16 protein-coding genes, 1 tRNA gene, 1 rRNA gene, 1 other RNA gene and 1 other annotated feature are annotated in these 14,925 nt (G+C 37.2%); of the genes, 15 read left to right on the top strand and 4 right to left on the bottom strand.

All coding sequences use genetic code 11. The annotated features are described in order from the left end of the window. Window positions 1-82: ribosomal RNA gene (rrf, locus tag ABH957_RS29510) — 5S ribosomal RNA — on the top strand; the annotation flags it as partial. Window positions 83-117: 35 nt separating this feature from the next. On the opposite strand, the gene ABH957_RS29050 is transcribed toward rrf, so the two are convergent. Then, a complete protein-coding gene (locus ABH957_RS29050) occupies window positions 118-1,119 on the bottom strand; it encodes a YaaC family protein (RefSeq protein ID WP_404512850.1) in 1,002 nt (333 codons plus the stop codon). 115 nt (window positions 1,120-1,234) lie between these two features. On the opposite strand from ABH957_RS29050, the gene guaB reads away from it, so the two are divergent. From guaB to ABH957_RS29015, 7 genes are all read left to right on the top strand, one after another. Continuing rightward, on the top strand, window positions 1,235-2,698 hold the full coding sequence (gene guaB, locus ABH957_RS29045) for an IMP dehydrogenase (protein WP_002091619.1): 1,464 nt from the start codon (window positions 1,235-1,237) through the stop codon (window positions 2,696-2,698). A 113-nt stretch (window positions 2,699-2,811) separates the two neighbouring features. Beyond that, window positions 2,812-4,119, top strand: a complete 1,308-nt coding sequence (locus tag ABH957_RS29040) for a serine hydrolase (protein WP_131248078.1) — start codon at window positions 2,812-2,814, stop codon at window positions 4,117-4,119. A 159-nt stretch (window positions 4,120-4,278) separates the two neighbouring features. Further along, a complete protein-coding gene (gene pdxS / locus ABH957_RS29035) occupies window positions 4,279-5,166 on the top strand; it encodes a pyridoxal 5'-phosphate synthase lyase subunit PdxS (protein WP_002009615.1) in 888 nt (295 codons plus the stop codon). Window positions 5,167-5,184: 18 nt separating this feature from the next. Next, a complete protein-coding gene (pdxT, locus tag ABH957_RS29030) occupies window positions 5,185-5,775 on the top strand; it encodes a pyridoxal 5'-phosphate synthase glutaminase subunit PdxT (protein WP_367961776.1) in 591 nt (196 codons plus the stop codon). A 54-nt stretch (window positions 5,776-5,829) separates the two neighbouring features. Beyond that, window positions 5,830-6,050, top strand: a binding site (T-box leader). Between the two features lie 51 nt (window positions 6,051-6,101). Beyond that, a complete protein-coding gene (gene serS / locus ABH957_RS29025) occupies window positions 6,102-7,376 on the top strand; it encodes a serine--tRNA ligase (protein WP_002009617.1) in 1,275 nt (424 codons plus the stop codon). Between the two features lie 154 nt (window positions 7,377-7,530). Further along, window positions 7,531-7,623, top strand: a tRNA-Ser gene (locus tag ABH957_RS29020). Window positions 7,624-7,789: 166 nt separating this feature from the next. Beyond that, on the top strand, window positions 7,790-8,185 hold the full coding sequence (locus ABH957_RS29015; protein WP_002029297.1) for a sigma factor-like helix-turn-helix DNA-binding protein: 396 nt from the start codon (window positions 7,790-7,792) through the stop codon (window positions 8,183-8,185). Between the two features lie 35 nt (window positions 8,186-8,220). Here ABH957_RS29015 and ABH957_RS29010 read toward each other — a convergent pair whose 3' ends face one another. From ABH957_RS29010 to ABH957_RS29000, 3 genes are all read right to left on the bottom strand, one after another. Further along, window positions 8,221-8,889 carry a deoxynucleoside kinase gene (locus ABH957_RS29010; RefSeq protein WP_002009620.1) on the bottom strand — a complete coding sequence of 223 codons (669 nt, stop codon included), beginning with the start codon at window positions 8,887-8,889 and terminating at the stop codon, window positions 8,221-8,223. Window positions 8,890-8,891: 2 nt separating this feature from the next. Beyond that, window positions 8,892-9,527 carry a deoxynucleoside kinase gene (locus ABH957_RS29005; RefSeq protein WP_002009621.1) on the bottom strand — a complete coding sequence of 212 codons (636 nt, stop codon included), beginning with the start codon at window positions 9,525-9,527 and terminating at the stop codon, window positions 8,892-8,894. A gap of 123 nt (window positions 9,528-9,650) precedes the next feature. Next, the gene (locus ABH957_RS29000) at window positions 9,651-10,190 is read right to left on the bottom strand and encodes a cysteine hydrolase family protein (protein ID WP_002130738.1); all 540 of its coding nucleotides are present in this window, start codon (window positions 10,188-10,190) and stop codon (window positions 9,651-9,653) included. A gap of 106 nt (window positions 10,191-10,296) precedes the next feature. Here ABH957_RS29000 and tadA point away from each other — a divergent pair, with 106 nt between their 5' ends. The 7 genes from tadA (at window position 10,297) to ABH957_RS28965 (ending at window position 14,686) form a co-directional block, all read left to right on the top strand. Next, entirely contained in the window at window positions 10,297-10,791 is a 495-nt protein-coding gene (gene tadA / locus ABH957_RS28995) for a tRNA adenosine(34) deaminase TadA (protein ID WP_002063356.1), read from the top strand. A 78-nt stretch (window positions 10,792-10,869) separates the two neighbouring features. Beyond that, window positions 10,870-11,134: signal recognition particle sRNA large type (gene ffs, locus ABH957_RS28990), an RNA gene on the top strand. Window positions 11,135-11,266: 132 nt separating this feature from the next. Further along, window positions 11,267-12,955: a DNA polymerase III subunit gamma/tau gene (gene dnaX / locus ABH957_RS28985; protein ID WP_002029302.1), complete on the top strand. Its 1,689-nt coding sequence runs from the start codon at window positions 11,267-11,269 to the stop codon at window positions 12,953-12,955. A 25-nt stretch (window positions 12,956-12,980) separates the two neighbouring features. Next, window positions 12,981-13,307: a YbaB/EbfC family nucleoid-associated protein gene (locus ABH957_RS28980; protein ID WP_170935248.1), complete on the top strand. Its 327-nt coding sequence runs from the start codon at window positions 12,981-12,983 to the stop codon at window positions 13,305-13,307. Window positions 13,308-13,321: 14 nt separating this feature from the next. Then, window positions 13,322-13,918: a recombination protein RecR gene (gene recR / locus ABH957_RS28975; RefSeq protein ID WP_002009629.1), complete on the top strand. Its 597-nt coding sequence runs from the start codon at window positions 13,322-13,324 to the stop codon at window positions 13,916-13,918. 14 nt (window positions 13,919-13,932) lie between these two features. Continuing rightward, the gene (locus ABH957_RS28970) at window positions 13,933-14,154 is read left to right on the top strand and encodes a YaaL family protein (RefSeq protein ID WP_002009631.1); all 222 of its coding nucleotides are present in this window, start codon (window positions 13,933-13,935) and stop codon (window positions 14,152-14,154) included. Between the two features lie 262 nt (window positions 14,155-14,416). Continuing rightward, window positions 14,417-14,686 (top strand): pro-sigmaK processing inhibitor BofA family protein, encoded by a 270-nt coding sequence (locus tag ABH957_RS28965; RefSeq protein WP_002063354.1) that lies wholly within the window; start codon window positions 14,417-14,419, stop codon window positions 14,684-14,686. The last annotated feature ends 239 nt before the right edge of the window (window positions 14,687-14,925 follow it).

Below are 14,925 nucleotides of genomic sequence, written 5' to 3'. Positions count from 1 at the left end.
CCATACCGAACACGGAAGTTAAGCTCTCTAGCGCCGATGGTAGTTGGGACCTTGTCCCTGTGAGAGTAGGACGTCGCCAAGCAAGATAAAAACACGAGTCATTTGACTCGTGTTTTTTTATTTCCCATGAAATAGGTTGGATTCCATTAGTAAAAATGCTGAAATATAGTAAGGGATTTTTTGAGCAGAAATATTGAGAAATTGATAAATAAACGGATAATCTTCAGATCCATAGCTTCCAAGTAAGTCATACCACCAATCTGTTTCATACCTAGAAATCATACTTAAATTATAGAGCAATAAATAATGAACAAGAAGCTCAGGCAACACTGGCTTAGAGTTTCTAGGGTCAGTCGTAAGTGGTAAATAATAAGTGTCAGTAAGATGCTCATAGTATAAAGGTGTGCTATACATAGGATTCCATGATTGAATAGGTGCTGAAAAAAACACATTTAATTCATTGTTTTTCTCAGTTACGTGTTGTATTGATAAATGCTTACAAGCTGTTTCGATGTAACGAGAAAATCTCTCTTTGGTCATATGTAGTCGATCTAGTATGTTGACTGAAAACGAGAGTTCATTTTTATTTGTTGAATCAATTTTATATAATGTTGTTCCTTTTTGACTATAGCGAAATAAATGTTGTAATTCAGGGATTTTTCCCATTAGCTCTAACATATTAAACTTTTCTGTTTCTAAGTGTTTCATGTGAAACAGTTGTTCTGCCGCGTGAGTAAATAGTCCATTTTTCTGTATTTTCACTTCATCTTCTAAAAATTGATATCCTTGTTTTTTTCGTTTACGGGTTGTCACTCCATGTGCTAAAACAGTTGTTGATTCTGGATAGTTTGGATCAATAGTTAATAAACAGGCTTTAAAAAGTTGCCCCATCCCATAAAATAACAGCATTGGCTGAATGGAAAATGGCGCTGTTTTATATAATTCATAATAATTTTTACCGTGTTCTAAGTAATAAATAAATGGATAACAATTTTCAAAACTTTTTTTTTCGGCATCCTGAATCGAGGATTTTTCATAACAACGGGCAAGATAATGTTGTACGTTTTGAGACGAAAAGAAGAAACTTAACTGCTGCCAAGCACAAGGTGTATGATGCATATATTACGCTCCTTTTATTATCTAAAAATTCTAACATATTTATACTTTCTTGACAGTATTTTAACCAATTGATAAGCTACTAATAATAATTTCTGGTATCATGGGGGGAACAATTATGTGGGAATCTAAATTTGTTAAAGAAGGTTTGACTTTTGATGATGTATTACTTGTACCAGCAAGATCAGATATATTACCAAGAGAAGTAAGTGTTAAAACAGTTTTATCTGAAAGCTTACAGTTAAACATCCCGTTAATTAGTGCAGGAATGGATACAGTAACAGAAGCCGATATGGCTATTGCAATGGCTCGTCAAGGCGGTTTAGGAATCATTCATAAGAATATGTCTATTGAGCACCAGGCAGAGCAAGTTGACAAAGTAAAACGCTCTGAAAGCGGCGTTATTTCAGATCCATTCTTTTTAACTCCAGAACATCAAGTATATGATGCGGAACATCTTATGGGAAAATACCGTATCTCAGGTGTACCAGTTGTAAATAATTTAGATGAGCGAAAATTAGTTGGTATTATTACAAACCGTGATATGCGTTTCATCCAAGACTACTCAATCAAAATTTCTGACGTAATGACAAAAGAACAGTTAATTACAGCCCCAGTTGGTACTACACTAGGAGAAGCTGAAAAGATCTTACAAAAGTATAAAATTGAAAAGCTCCCTCTTGTTGATAATAGCGGTGTATTACAAGGGCTTATTACAATAAAAGATATTGAAAAAGTAATTGAATTTCCAAACTCTGCAAAGGATAAGCAAGGACGCTTATTGGTTGGAGCAGCAGTTGGTGTAACGGCTGATGCAATGCTTCGTATCGATGCATTAGTAAAAGCGAGTGTAGATGCAATTGTACTTGATACAGCTCATGGACATTCTCAAGGTGTTATTGAAAAAGTAAAAGAAGTTCGCGCGAAATATCCAGCACTAAATATTATTGCTGGTAATGTTGCTACAGCTGAAGCAACAAAAGCATTAATTGAAGCTGGTGCAAATGTAGTTAAAGTTGGTATTGGACCAGGATCTATTTGTACAACGCGTGTTGTAGCTGGGGTTGGTGTACCACAATTAACAGCAGTTTATGATTGTGCAACTGAAGCCCGTAAATACGGCATTCCAGTTATTGCAGATGGCGGTGTTAAGTACTCTGGTGATATGGTTAAAGCTTTAGCAGCAGGAGCACACGTTGTTATGCTAGGTAGTATGTTCGCTGGTGTAGCTGAAAGCCCTGGAGAAACTGAAATTTACCAGGGTCGTCAATTTAAAGTATATCGTGGTATGGGTTCTGTTGGAGCAATGGAAAAAGGAAGTAAAGATCGCTACTTCCAAGAAGGAAACAAAAAACTTGTTCCAGAAGGTATTGAAGGACGGGTACCATATAAAGGACCTTTAGCAGATACAGTTCATCAATTAGTTGGTGGATTACGTGCAGGTATGGGATACTGCGGAGCACAGGATTTAGAATTCTTACGTGAGAATGCGCAGTTCATTCGTATGTCGGGTGCTGGTTTACGTGAAAGCCACCCTCATCACGTACAGATTACAAAAGAGGCTCCAAACTACTCATTATAATGTCTTATATGTAAATAGACGGAGATTTGATATCTCTGTCTATTTTTTTTTGATTATGTTAGAATAACGGTTATGTGAGTACATAGATATTGGGGGTAGCAAAAGTGAAAGGTATGTTTTGCAAAAGATTCATTGCGTTGGTAACAGTGCTTACACTAGCTTTTGGCGTGTTTGCACCATATAGCAATGCATCAGCAGAAACAGGAGCTGCTTTAAACATTGAAGCGGGTGCAGCGATTTTAGTTGAAGCGAATTCTGGGAAAATTGTATATCAAAAGAATGCAGATGAATTATTATCAATTGCTAGTATGACAAAGATGATGAGTGAATATTTAGTTCATGAAGCAGTGGATAAAGGAAAACTTAAGTGGGATCAAAAAATTAAGGTTTCTGAATATGCATATAAGATTTCACAAGATGCTTCATTATCAAATGTTGCATTAGAAAATGGTGGCCTGTATACAGTAAAAGAGTTATACGAGGCAATGGCAATCTTTTCTGCAAATGGTGCAACAATTGCATTAGCAGAAGCAATTGCAGGTAAAGAAGTAGATTTCGTAAAAATGATGAATGATAAAGCGAAAGAACTAGGATTGAAAAATTATAAATTTGTTAATTCTACGGGTTTAACGAACAAAGATTTAAAAGGGATGCATCCTGAAGGTACAACACCGGATGAAGAAAATAAAATGTCTGCGAAGGATGTTGCAACTTTAGCGCAACATTTAATTAAAGATTATCCAAAAGTGTTAGATACAGCAAAAATCCCGAAAAAAGTTTTCCGTCCCGAAAAAGAGAAATTTGGGATGTCGAACTGGAACTGGATGTTAAAGGGTTTAGTTAAAGAATATGACGGAGTAGATGGTCTAAAAACAGGATCAACTCCAGAAGCAGGGGACTGCTTCACTGGTACGGTTGAACGAAATGGTATGCGTTTTATTTCTGTAGTTATTAAAACAAGTTCTCATACAGCGCGTTTCGATGAGACGAAGAAATTATATGATTATGGCTTTGCTAACTTTGAAATGAAGAAAATGTATGAAAAAGGTTCTTCGGTCAAAGGAAAAGAAACAGTAAGAGTTGAAAATGCGAAAGATAAAGATGTAGCAGTTCAAACGAAGCAAGCTGTTTCACTTCCGGTGCCAAAGGGAAGTAAAGATGTTTATAAAACAGAATTTAAAGAAGGAAATAAGGGACAAGAAGCACCTCTGAAAAAGGGAGTTGCACTTGGACAAATGGTTGTAACGTCTAAAGATAGTAATGATCCTGGATTTTTATCAGGAAAATCATTACAAGTAGACCTTGTAACAAAATCTGAAGTAGAAGAGGCAGGCTGGTTTACACGTTCTATGCGCGGAATTGGTTCTTTCTTTAGTGGTATGTGGAATGGTGCTATTGATACAGTAAAAGGTTGGTTTTAAAAGCTCCTCATTGTAGGAGCTTTTTCTTATTCCTATTTTTCATACCGACTTTATGAAAAAGTAGTAGACAAGCATCAGATAGTTAGTGGTAGAATGTAAGAGTATTCTTAATTTTCTTCTTTAACGGGGAAAGCAATTCACCTAGGGGGGTTTTTGTACATGACAAATGTAACAGGGACAGAACGTGTAAAACGTGGAATGGCAGAAATGCAAAAAGGCGGCGTTATTATGGACGTAGTTAACGCTGAGCAAGCAAGGATTGCAGAAGAGGCAGGCGCAGTTGCTGTTATGGCATTAGAGCGTGTACCTGCAGATATTCGTGCAGCAGGTGGCGTTTCTCGTATGGCAGATCCAACAATTGTTGAAGAAGTTATGGGTGCTGTATCAATTCCGGTTATGGCAAAATGTCGTATCGGTCACCTTGTAGAAGCACGTGTATTAGAATCATTAGGGGTAGACTATATCGATGAGAGTGAAGTATTGACTCCTGCTGATGAAGTATACCATTTAAATAAACGTGATTACACAGTTCCGTTTGTATGTGGTTGCCGCGATATCGGAGAAGCTGCACGTCGTATTGCAGAAGGTGCAGCTATGCTTCGTACAAAAGGTGAACCCGGAACAGGAAACATTGTAGAGGCAGTGCGTCATATGCGCCAAGTCAATGCAGAAATCCGTCAAGTTGCAAGTCTACGTGAAGATGAGTTAATGACATATGCAAAAAATACTGGTGCTCCTTATGAAGTACTACTTGAAATTAAACGCCTTGGTCGCCTGCCAGTTGTAAACTTTGCAGCAGGTGGTGTAGCAACACCAGCAGATGCAGCGTTAATGATGCAACTTGGTGCTGATGGTGTATTTGTTGGATCTGGTATCTTCAAATCAGAGAACCCAGAGAAATTTGCACGTGCAATCGTTGAAGCAACGACTCATTATGAAGATTACGAACTAATTGCAAGCCTTTCTAAAGGATTAGGTAATGCAATGAAAGGTATCGAAATTTCAACGTTATTACCAGAACAACGCATGCAAGAGCGTGGATGGTAATTAAAGGAGATCTTTAAAATGGTGAAAATCGGTGTACTAGGTCTTCAAGGTGCAGTTCGTGAGCATGTAAAATCAGTTGAGGCAAGTGGTGCAGAAGCTGTTGTTGTAAAGCGTATAGAGCAACTTGAAGAGATTGATGGTCTTATTTTACCAGGCGGTGAAAGTACAACAATGCGCCGTCTTATTGATAAGTATGCTTTCATGGAGCCTCTTCGTACATTTGCGAAGTCTGGTAAACCAATGTTTGGTACATGTGCAGGAATGATTCTTCTTGCGAAAACACTTATTGGCTATGAAGAAGCACATATTGGTGCTATGGATATTACGGTTGAGCGCAATGCGTTCGGACGCCAAAAAGATAGTTTTGAAGCTGCACTTTCAATGAAAGGTGTGGGAGAAGACTTTGTTGGTGTATTTATCCGTGCTCCGTATGTTGTAAATGTAGCTGATGATGTTGAAGTACTTTCTATGCATGGCGAGCGAATAGTAGCGGTAAGGCAAGGGCCGTTTTTAGCTGCTTCTTTCCATCCGGAATTAACGGATGATCATCGTGTAACAGCATACTTTGTAGAAATGGTAAAAGAAGCGAAAATGAAAAAAGTTGTATAAGTAACTTGCAACTTGTATAAGATTATAGTAAATTGATGATAACAATTTTATAAAATAAGCGTGTTGATAGGAAGTAGTAACAAATGTTGTTTCTTATAGAGAGTCGATGGTTGGTGGAAATCGATAGAAACAGTTTGTGAATCCATCCTGGAATGGAATGTGGAATATCTTTTGATTAGTAAACATTCCCGGTGAAGAGCCGTTATTTCTACTTGAGAGGAAAGCGGTAATGCTTTCAACTAGGGTGGCAACGCGGGTTAACTCCCGTCCCTTTGTATAGGGACGGGAGTTTTTTGTGTTTTATAAAATAAAAGGAGGAGTATATAATGCTTGATATTAAATTTTTACGTACGAATTTTGAAGAAGTAAAAGCAAAATTACAGCATAGAGGCGAAGATTTAACGGATTTTGGTCGCTTTGAAGAACTTGATACGAGAAGAAGAGAGCTACTTGTTCAAACAGAAGAACTAAAAAGTAAACGTAACGAAGTATCTCAACAAATTTCAGTATTAAAGCGTGAAAAGAAAGATGCGGAAGCTCTAATTCTAGAAATGCGTGAAGTTGGGGAAAAAGTAAAAGATCTTGATAATGAGCTTCGTACAGTTGAAGAAGATTTAGAAAGATTAATGCTATCTATCCCAAATATCCCTCATGAATCTGCTCCAATAGGTGAAACAGAGGATGATAACGTAGTAGCACGTACTTGGGGAGAAGTGAAAGAATTTACTTATGAGCCAAAACCACATTGGGATCTTGCTACTGATTTAGGGATTTTAGATTTTGAACGTGCTGGGAAAGTAACAGGAAGCCGATTTGTATTTTACAAAGGTGCTGGTGCAAGATTAGAACGTGCTTTGATTAGCTTTATGCTTGACCTTCATACTGATGAGCATGGATATGAGGAAGTATTGCCTCCTTATATGGTAAACCGTGCAAGTATGACAGGAACAGGACAACTTCCGAAGTTTGAAGAAGATGCATTCCGTATTGAAAGTGAAGATTATTTCCTAATCCCAACAGCTGAAGTACCTGTAACGAATATGCATCGTGATGAGATTGTGAGTAAAGAGCAATTGCCGATACGATATGCTGCGTTTAGCTCATGCTTCCGTTCTGAAGCAGGTTCAGCTGGTCGTGATACACGTGGTTTAATTCGCCAACACCAATTTAATAAAGTTGAACTTGTTAAGTTCGTGAAACCAGAAGATTCTTACGAAGAGTTAGAAAAATTAACAAATGATGCAGAGCGCGTGTTACAATTATTAGAGTTGCCATATCGCGTTATGAGCATGTGTACAGGAGATTTAGGATTTACAGCAGCGAAGAAATACGATATTGAAGTATGGATTCCAAGCTATGGTACATATCGTGAAATTTCTTCTTGTAGTAATTTTGAGGCATTCCAAGCGAGACGCGCGAATATCCGTTTCCGTCGTGAGCCAAATGGCAAACCGGAACATGTTCATACACTAAATGGATCTGGTCTTGCAATTGGACGTACAGTGGCAGCTATTTTAGAGAACTACCAACAAGAAGATGGTACAATTATAATTCCAGAAGTTCTTCGCCCTTATATGGGAGGAAAAACAGTTATTAAATAAGTTAAAACATTCATCGGTATGAGTGATTGGTAATTATGGACGTTGTCAGCAGTGTCATAAAGGAGAGGGGAAGTAAAATTTTCCTTTCCTCATAATTTATTATAGTAGGGTTGACTAACTGTTTTTCTTTTGATATTATATTTGATGTCAATATGGAGGTATACCCAAGTCTGGCTGAAGGGATCGGTCTTGAAAACCGACAGGCGGCGAGAGTCGCGCGGGGGTTCGAATCCCTCTACCTCCTCCAGATATAATTGACAACAGCGCATATAAGTGGAGATTGGAGAACTCGTTACCAACACGTAACGAGTTTTTATTTTAAAACCAATCATAAAGTATGATGTAAGGATATAGTGTCCTTATTACACACTCATATTCCGATGATTATCTTCATAGATATGAAAGGAGTTAACATGGATCTTATTATACAAACGTTTCCTTTAGATGGAAAAACTTTATATTATGTACAATGTCCTGTCTGTAAGAACAATAGAATTTTAAACAGTGGTGCAAATGTGTCGCGCATTATAAGTGATGATACATTCCGTAAACTTTGTGGTTGCACTTGTGATGTAAAACAGGTTGCAAAAAAAGTAGAGGTACCAAAAGAAGCTGAAAAACCAGCTGTGCAAAAAGAAGTAACTCCAAAACGTACAGGGAAATTACTAACAGCAGTAATTAATGGGAAAGAATTGACTGTTAAAGAGATTGCTGAAACATATGATATTAGTACGAGTACTGTTCGTCAGCGTATTAATGCAGGAAAGCCAGAGAGTGAAATTATTGCTCCGACAAAAAAGAAAAAGTAATTTCATAGGAAAACCCGTGCATATGCACGGGTTTTTTATTTTACAAGTTTACGTGTTTGTTTTAAAAAATGTCCAATTTTTTTAATGATTGGTTCGATTGAATCGCCATCTTTTAAAATATCGTATTCATTAATGTTTAATCGTAAAACAGGGCATGAATTAAAGTTATTAATCCAGTTATCGTAACGTCCATGCATCTCTTTCCAATATTCAATTGGTGTTTGCTGCTCCATGGGACGTCCTCGTTCTTGAATACGATCGACAATATCATCAAAAGAACCTTCTAGGTAAATTAATAAGTCTGGATGAGGGAAGTAAGGAGTCATGACCATAGCATCAAATAAACCTTTGTATGTTTCATAATCAGTTTCAGTCATTGTACCCTTTTCGTAATGCATTTTTGCGAAAATACCAGTGTCCTCATAGATAGAACGGTCTTGAACAAAACCGCCGCCATATTCGAAAATTCTTTTTTGTTCTTTAAATCGTTCTGCTAAAAAGTAAACTTGTAAGTGAAAGCTCCAGCGTGTGAAATCAGCATAGAACTTGTCCAAATATGGGTTGGAATCTACTTTTTCAAAAGATGTACGATAACCTAAAGCGTTAGCCAATGCAGTTGTCATAGTTGATTTACCGACACCTACTGTTCCAGCAATAGTGATAACTGCATCATTTGGTATATCATATTTTTGCCTTAAATTCATTGTTATTTCGACTCCTTCAAGAGAGTATTTTGAAGAGCTGATAAGATGACATTTAAATCATCAGGATTTCTTACAAAATCCATATCGTCTCCATTAAATTTTAATACCGGAATATCCGGATGGTCCTTTTTGAAAGCATCCATTGCTGTTTCGTAATCTTTTGTAAGCTGTAGCAAGTAATTTGGATCCATATTTTTTTCGAATTCTCTTCCGCGCATGGCAATTCGTTTTTGTAATGTTTCTAGGCTTGCTGTTAAATAAACGATGACATTTGGTACAGGCATATCTTGCGTAAGAATGCGATAAATTTGCATGTATTTATCATATTGAGAATCTTTTAATGTACGGGATGCAAAAATTAAATTTTTAAATATATGATAATCTGCTACTACAGGCTTTCTTTGATTCAAATACTTTATGTTAATATCCTCTAGTTGTTTGTATCTATTACAAAGAAAGAACATCTCTGTTTGAAAACTCCATTCGTCGATGTCTTCGTAGAATTTTCCTAAAAAAGGATTTTCATCAACAATCTCTTTTAGTAAGTGGAGTTGCATGTGAGTTGAAAGTTCCTTCGCAAGTGAAGTTTTTCCAACACCAATTGGTCCTTCAACCGTGATAAATGGTACTCCGGTCACGCTGTTTCCTCCTTTCAATCAGTGATTTACCGTGACTACTAAAAACACAAAACAGAATTATTGTAGCACAAGAGGAGAGCGAGCGGACTAATTTGATATAAAAAGTTAGAAAATAGATATGTATTAATTAAATTTTATTTGGGATGACGGTACAATATTTGCCTTTAATGTGGCTTCCATTATTTTTAAAGCATGTTCATTATCTTGCTCGTTATTAGAAGCGATGCAATCCCGTGGTACATAAAGTGTATAATTTCTCATATGGGCATCATTAGCTGTAAAAAGGATGCATATGTTCCCGGCAATTCCTGTTAAAATGAGATTTTCGATTTTTAAATAACCTAATAAAGAATTCAAAGGTGTTTCATAAAAAGCAGAGTAATGTGGTTTAATAAAAATATAATCGTCAGTATGCGGAGCAATGGCCTCGATAATATTTTTACTATACTCATTTGTACAATGAGTGATAAGTTGATCAATATCAGATCTCCAAAGTTGATAGTGATCATTGACATAAATTATTGGATAGCCCAATGATTTCATGGTGTCCTTTAATTGTAAAATGGGGTTCTTTATAATTTCACATTTCTGTGCCAGGATGGGTCCGTGGGAGAATTGAAAATCATTAATCATATCGATAATGAGTAAGGCAGTATTTTTCATATGTAATTCCCTCTCTTTCTTCTTTAGGTTGGATTGAATTTGTAAAAGTTATCCCACCTGCAAGAAATGAAAAAGTGTATTTTATTTTTGGTGAAAGGACTATATTATGGAGCGAGATATATATTTTATGCAGTTAGCAATAGAGGAAGCGAAGAAGGCGGAGGCGATACAAGAGGTACCAATTGGTGCTGTAATTGTGCTAGATGGTGAAGTGATTAGTGTCGCACATAACTTAAGAGAAACTGAACAGAGATCAATAGCTCACGCCGAGCTCTTAGCTATTGATGAAGCTTGCAAAAAATTAGGGACATGGCGTTTAGAAGATGCAACGTTATATGTAACATTAGAACCTTGCCCAATGTGTGCAGGGGGAATTGTTTTATCGCGTATAAAACGGGTTGTATATGGTGCGAGCGATCCGAAAGGTGGATGTGCAGGTACGTTGATGAATCTTTTAACTGATGAGCGTTTTAATCATCAGTGTGAAGTAGTGGCTGGTGTACTTGAAGAGGAATGTGGCACGTTGTTAACGATTTTTTTTAGGGAGCTTCGTAAGAAAAGAAAAGAAGTGAAAAAACTAGAGAAAAGTAATGGTAACTAACGTATTTGCATTTTGTAAAAAAACAAGTTATACTGATAATGCCTTATCCAAGGCAACCGAATATTGGTTTTAACTTTGCCGTGCTAAGCGGGGAGGTAGCGGTGCCCTATACTCGCAATCCGCTCTAGCGAGGCTGAATCCCTTCTCGAGGTTATGCTGCTGTAAGGTCTGCCTTAAGTAAGTGGTGTTGACGTTTGGGTCCTGCGCAACGGGACCCCGTGAACCTTGTCAGGTCCGGAAGGAAGCAGCAATAAGCGGGTTTTCTCGTGTGCCGCAGGAGTGCCTGAACCGAGCTAACTGCTTGAGTAACGCTTATGGTACGTAATCGACAGAAGGTGCACGGCAGTTATATATGTATACAAAACTCACCTTTATATAAAGGTGAGTTTTTTGTATGGAAAATAACTTTTGGAATCTATAAACAGAATAGGTTATAATAAATAAGATAATAACCTTTGAGGGAGGCCGTATTTTCGTGTCATACCAAGCGTTATACCGAACATGGAGACCGCAAAAATTCGAAGATGTAGTCGGTCAAAAGCACGTGACAAAAACGTTGCAAAATGCCCTTCTTCAAGAGAAAGCTTCACATGCTTATTTGTTTTCGGGTCCGAGGGGAACAGGGAAAACGACAATTGCAAAAGTATTTGCAAAGGCAATTAACTGTGAACACGCCCCGGTAGCTGAACCTTGTAATGAATGTCCTTCTTGTTTAGGAATTACACAAGGGTCTATTTCAGATGTATTAGAAATTGATGCGGCTTCAAATAACGGTGTAGATGAAATTCGAGATATAAGAGATAAAGTAAAATATGCTCCAAGTGCTGTAGGATATAAAGTATACATTATTGATGAAGTTCACATGCTTTCTATGGGTGCCTTTAATGCGCTTTTGAAAACTTTAGAAGAGCCACCAGGACATGTTATTTTTATTCTGGCGACAACAGAACCGCATAAAATTCCAGCTACAATTATTTCGCGTTGTCAGCGTTTTGAGTTTCGAAAGATATCAGTAAATGATATCGTTGAGAGATTATCGACGGTCGTGACAAATGAAGGTACGCAAGTAGAAGATGAAGCGTTACAAATCGTAGCGCGTGCCGCCGAAGGTGGTATGCGTGATGCGCTCAGTCTTATTGATCAAGCTATTTCTTATAGTGATGAGACGGTGACGAGTGAAGATGTTTTAGCTGTAACAGGATCTGTATCTCAGCGATATTTGGGTGACCTGGTAGAATGTATACGTGAAAATGATGTATCAAGAGCGTTACGTATTATAGATGAGATGATGAGTAAAGGGAAAGATCCAGTTCGCTTTATGGAGGATTTCATTTACTACTATCGTGATATGCTTTTATATCAAACTTCACCACAATTAGAACATATGTTGGAACGGGTAATTGTAGATGATCAATTCCGTACGTTAAGTGAAGAAATGCAACCGGAAGTAATCTATGAAATTATTCATACCCTTAGTAAGGGACAACAGGAGATGAAGTGGACAAACCATCCAAGAATATTCTTGGAAGTTGTTATGGTGCAACTGTGTCAGCAGTTTATGATGCAAGCAAACGGCGCAGATCGTTTGCAAGCAATTATGAACAGGATGCAGCAGCTGGAGAAAGAGTTAGAGCAAGTTAAAAAGAATGGCGTGCCAGCTGGTGTGCAGCAGGAAGTAAGAGAGACGCGGGCAACACCAAAACCGGTACGAACAGGAAGTATGAAAATTCCTGTTGGACGTGTGAATGAAGTGTTAAAGCAAGCGAAGCGTCAAGATTTAGAACAGTTAAAAGCTGTATGGGGCGAATTATTAGGAAGGCTCAAGTCACATAACAAAGTAGCATTTGCTGTTTTATTAGAAAATAGTGAACCAGTTGCGGCTTCGGATGATACCTATGTGTTAGCATTTCAATATGAGATTCATTGCAAAATGGCTAGTGAAAATCGAGAAGCGATGGATACATTGGAACAAACTCTTTTTGAATTGTTAAGTAAAAGGTTAAATATGATTGCTATCCCAAAAAGTGAATGGGGTAAAATTCGTGAAGACTTTTTACAACGCGAAGGCGGGGATTCTGAAGAAAGCCCAGAACAAAAAGAAGATCCGCTTATAGAAGAGGCTGTAAAATTAGTAGGGCAAGAACTTATTGAAATAAAAGAGTAATAATAATGAGGAGGAATTAATTATGATGCGTGGCGGAATGGGAAATATGAATAACATGATGAAACAAATGCAAAAGATGCAAAAAGACATGGCGAAGGCGCAAGAAGAGCTTGGCGAAAAAACAGTTGAAGGTACAGCTGGCGGCGGAATGGTTACTGTTATTGCAAATGGTCATAAGCAAGTTCTTGAAGTGAAAATTAAAGAAGAAGTTGTAGATCCAGAAGATATCGAAATGTTACAAGACTTAGTATTAGCTGCAACGAATGATGCACTTAAAAAGGTTGATGAACTTTCAAACTCTACAATGGGCAAATTTACAAAAGGCATGAACTTACCAGGTGGAATGTTCTAGGAGGATATTGATATATGCATTATCCAGAACCGATATCAAAATTAATCGATAGTTTTATGAAGTTGCCAGGAATCGGACCGAAAACAGCGGTTCGATTGGCATTCTTCGTGTTAGATATGAAAGAGGATGATGTACTAGGTTTTGCGAAAGCACTTGTGAATGCAAAGCGAGATTTAGCGTATTGTTCTGTGTGCGGACATATCACTGACCGCGATCCTTGTTATATTTGTGACGATTCGCATAGGGATCAATCGGTTGTTTGTGTAGTACAAGAGCCGAAAGATGTAATTGCGATGGAAAAAATGAAAGAATACCAAGGTGTATATCATGTTTTGCGTGGTGCCATTTCTCCAATGGAGGGAATTGGACCAGAGGATATTAATATCCCGCAGTTATTAAAGAGACTGCAAGATGAAACAGTACAAGAAGTGATATTAGCAACAAACCCTAATATTGAAGGGGAAGCCACAGCGATGTACATATCCCGCCTCTTAAAGCCAACAGGAATTAAAGTAACTCGTATTGCACATGGTCTGCCAGTTGGTGGAGATTTAGAATATGCAGATGAAGTAACACTATCGAAAGCTTTAGAAGGCCGTAGAGAGATATAAGAGGAGAAGGGAAAATGTTCTTTCAAAAAAAGGGTAAGTTGCGTAAAGAGTATGACGATAAGTTAATTGTATTATTAGAAAAGGTAAAGAATGAATGGCTACGTCAGAAGAGACTGGTTGAACAAAGTGTTGAGCCGTCTCAAGATGTACTTTGTTCTTTAAAAATAGCAGAGGCGAAATATTTTTTCTTGTTAAAAGAAGCAAAACGTCGTCCTGTGAAAATGGAACAATGGTAAAAGGTCCTGCTTTTTAAAGCGGGACCTTTTGCTTTTTATCGATTTATTTGTGAGTAACAGGGCTACTTTATTTTTGGGATATAAAAATGAGAAAGAAAAAGTGGGAATGGAATTAGTTGTATCTAATTGTTAGCACTTAGAAGAAATATTACTGATTAAAGGTTATAAATACGAAGTGGTAGGAGTTATGTTATAGATGTTCTTTTTTCTTGTCTTGTCCCATACAAATGGATATGTATAGGTCATTCATAAGGAGGAAAAAATGAATTCTACAATTATTATTGTTGGCATTCTTGCTTTGGTTTTTATTTTTCTTGTTTTTGGTGTTTCTGCTAAACCAATACGTTTTATAGGGAAAGCACTCTTTCATGTCACTTTAGGTATAGCGTTACTATTTATTGTGAATGTTGCAGGGACATATTTCGATTTTCATATTCCAATTAACATGGGCACAGCTACAGTATCAAGTTTATTAGGGGTGCCAGGTGTTGCTGCATTAGTGATTATTAAGCTGTATATAATGCCAAGATAAATTTATTTTGGCATTTTTTAAAAAAGCGTTGACTTATCGATTAGTAATATGATAAATTAATAAGCGTCGTCAGGAACGAAAGAAAAAAGTTGTTGACAGATTCAAGTCAAAATGTTAAATTATAAAAGTCGCTGAAACGCGGCATTGAACTTTGAAAACTAAACGAAACAAACAACGTGAAACGTCAATTTTTATTTTTAGATGCTAGACAAACTAACTTTATTGGAGAGTTTGATCCT

The sequence above is a fragment of the Bacillus sp. RC242 genome, assembly GCF_044908245.1.
In the GTDB taxonomy this organism is placed as follows: Bacteria; Bacillota; Bacilli; order Bacillales; family Bacillaceae_G; genus Bacillus_A; species Bacillus_A mycoides.
This window is presented reverse-complemented; position numbering and strand designations above follow the sequence as displayed.

Coding starts and splice junctions, on each gene's coding strand:
- serS (WP_002009617.1), top strand. CDS start 6,102: ATGCTTGATATTAAATTTTTACGTACGAATTTTGAAGAAGTAAAAGCA.
- ABH957_RS29000 (WP_002130738.1), bottom strand. CDS start 10,190: ATGAAAAATACTGCCTTACTCATTATCGATATGATTAATGATTTTCAA.
- ABH957_RS29015 (WP_002029297.1), top strand. CDS start 7,790: ATGGATCTTATTATACAAACGTTTCCTTTAGATGGAAAAACTTTATAT.
- ABH957_RS28980 (WP_170935248.1), top strand. CDS start 12,981: ATGCGTGGCGGAATGGGAAATATGAATAACATGATGAAACAAATGCAA.
- ABH957_RS28970 (WP_002009631.1), top strand. CDS start 13,933: ATGTTCTTTCAAAAAAAGGGTAAGTTGCGTAAAGAGTATGACGATAAG.
- ABH957_RS29040 (WP_131248078.1), top strand. CDS start 2,812: ATGTTTTGCAAAAGATTCATTGCGTTGGTAACAGTGCTTACACTAGCT.
- ABH957_RS28965 (WP_002063354.1), top strand. CDS start 14,417: ATGAATTCTACAATTATTATTGTTGGCATTCTTGCTTTGGTTTTTATT.
- ABH957_RS29010 (WP_002009620.1), bottom strand. CDS start 8,889: ATGAATTTAAGGCAAAAATATGATATACCAAATGATGCAGTTATCACT.
- recR (WP_002009629.1), top strand. CDS start 13,322: ATGCATTATCCAGAACCGATATCAAAATTAATCGATAGTTTTATGAAG.
- pdxT (WP_367961776.1), top strand. CDS start 5,185: ATGGTGAAAATCGGTGTACTAGGTCTTCAAGGTGCAGTTCGTGAGCAT.
- tadA (WP_002063356.1), top strand. CDS start 10,297: ATGGAGCGAGATATATATTTTATGCAGTTAGCAATAGAGGAAGCGAAG.
- ABH957_RS29050 (WP_404512850.1), bottom strand. CDS start 1,119: ATGCATCATACACCTTGTGCTTGGCAGCAGTTAAGTTTCTTCTTTTCG.
- pdxS (WP_002009615.1), top strand. CDS start 4,279: ATGACAAATGTAACAGGGACAGAACGTGTAAAACGTGGAATGGCAGAA.
- guaB (WP_002091619.1), top strand. CDS start 1,235: ATGTGGGAATCTAAATTTGTTAAAGAAGGTTTGACTTTTGATGATGTA.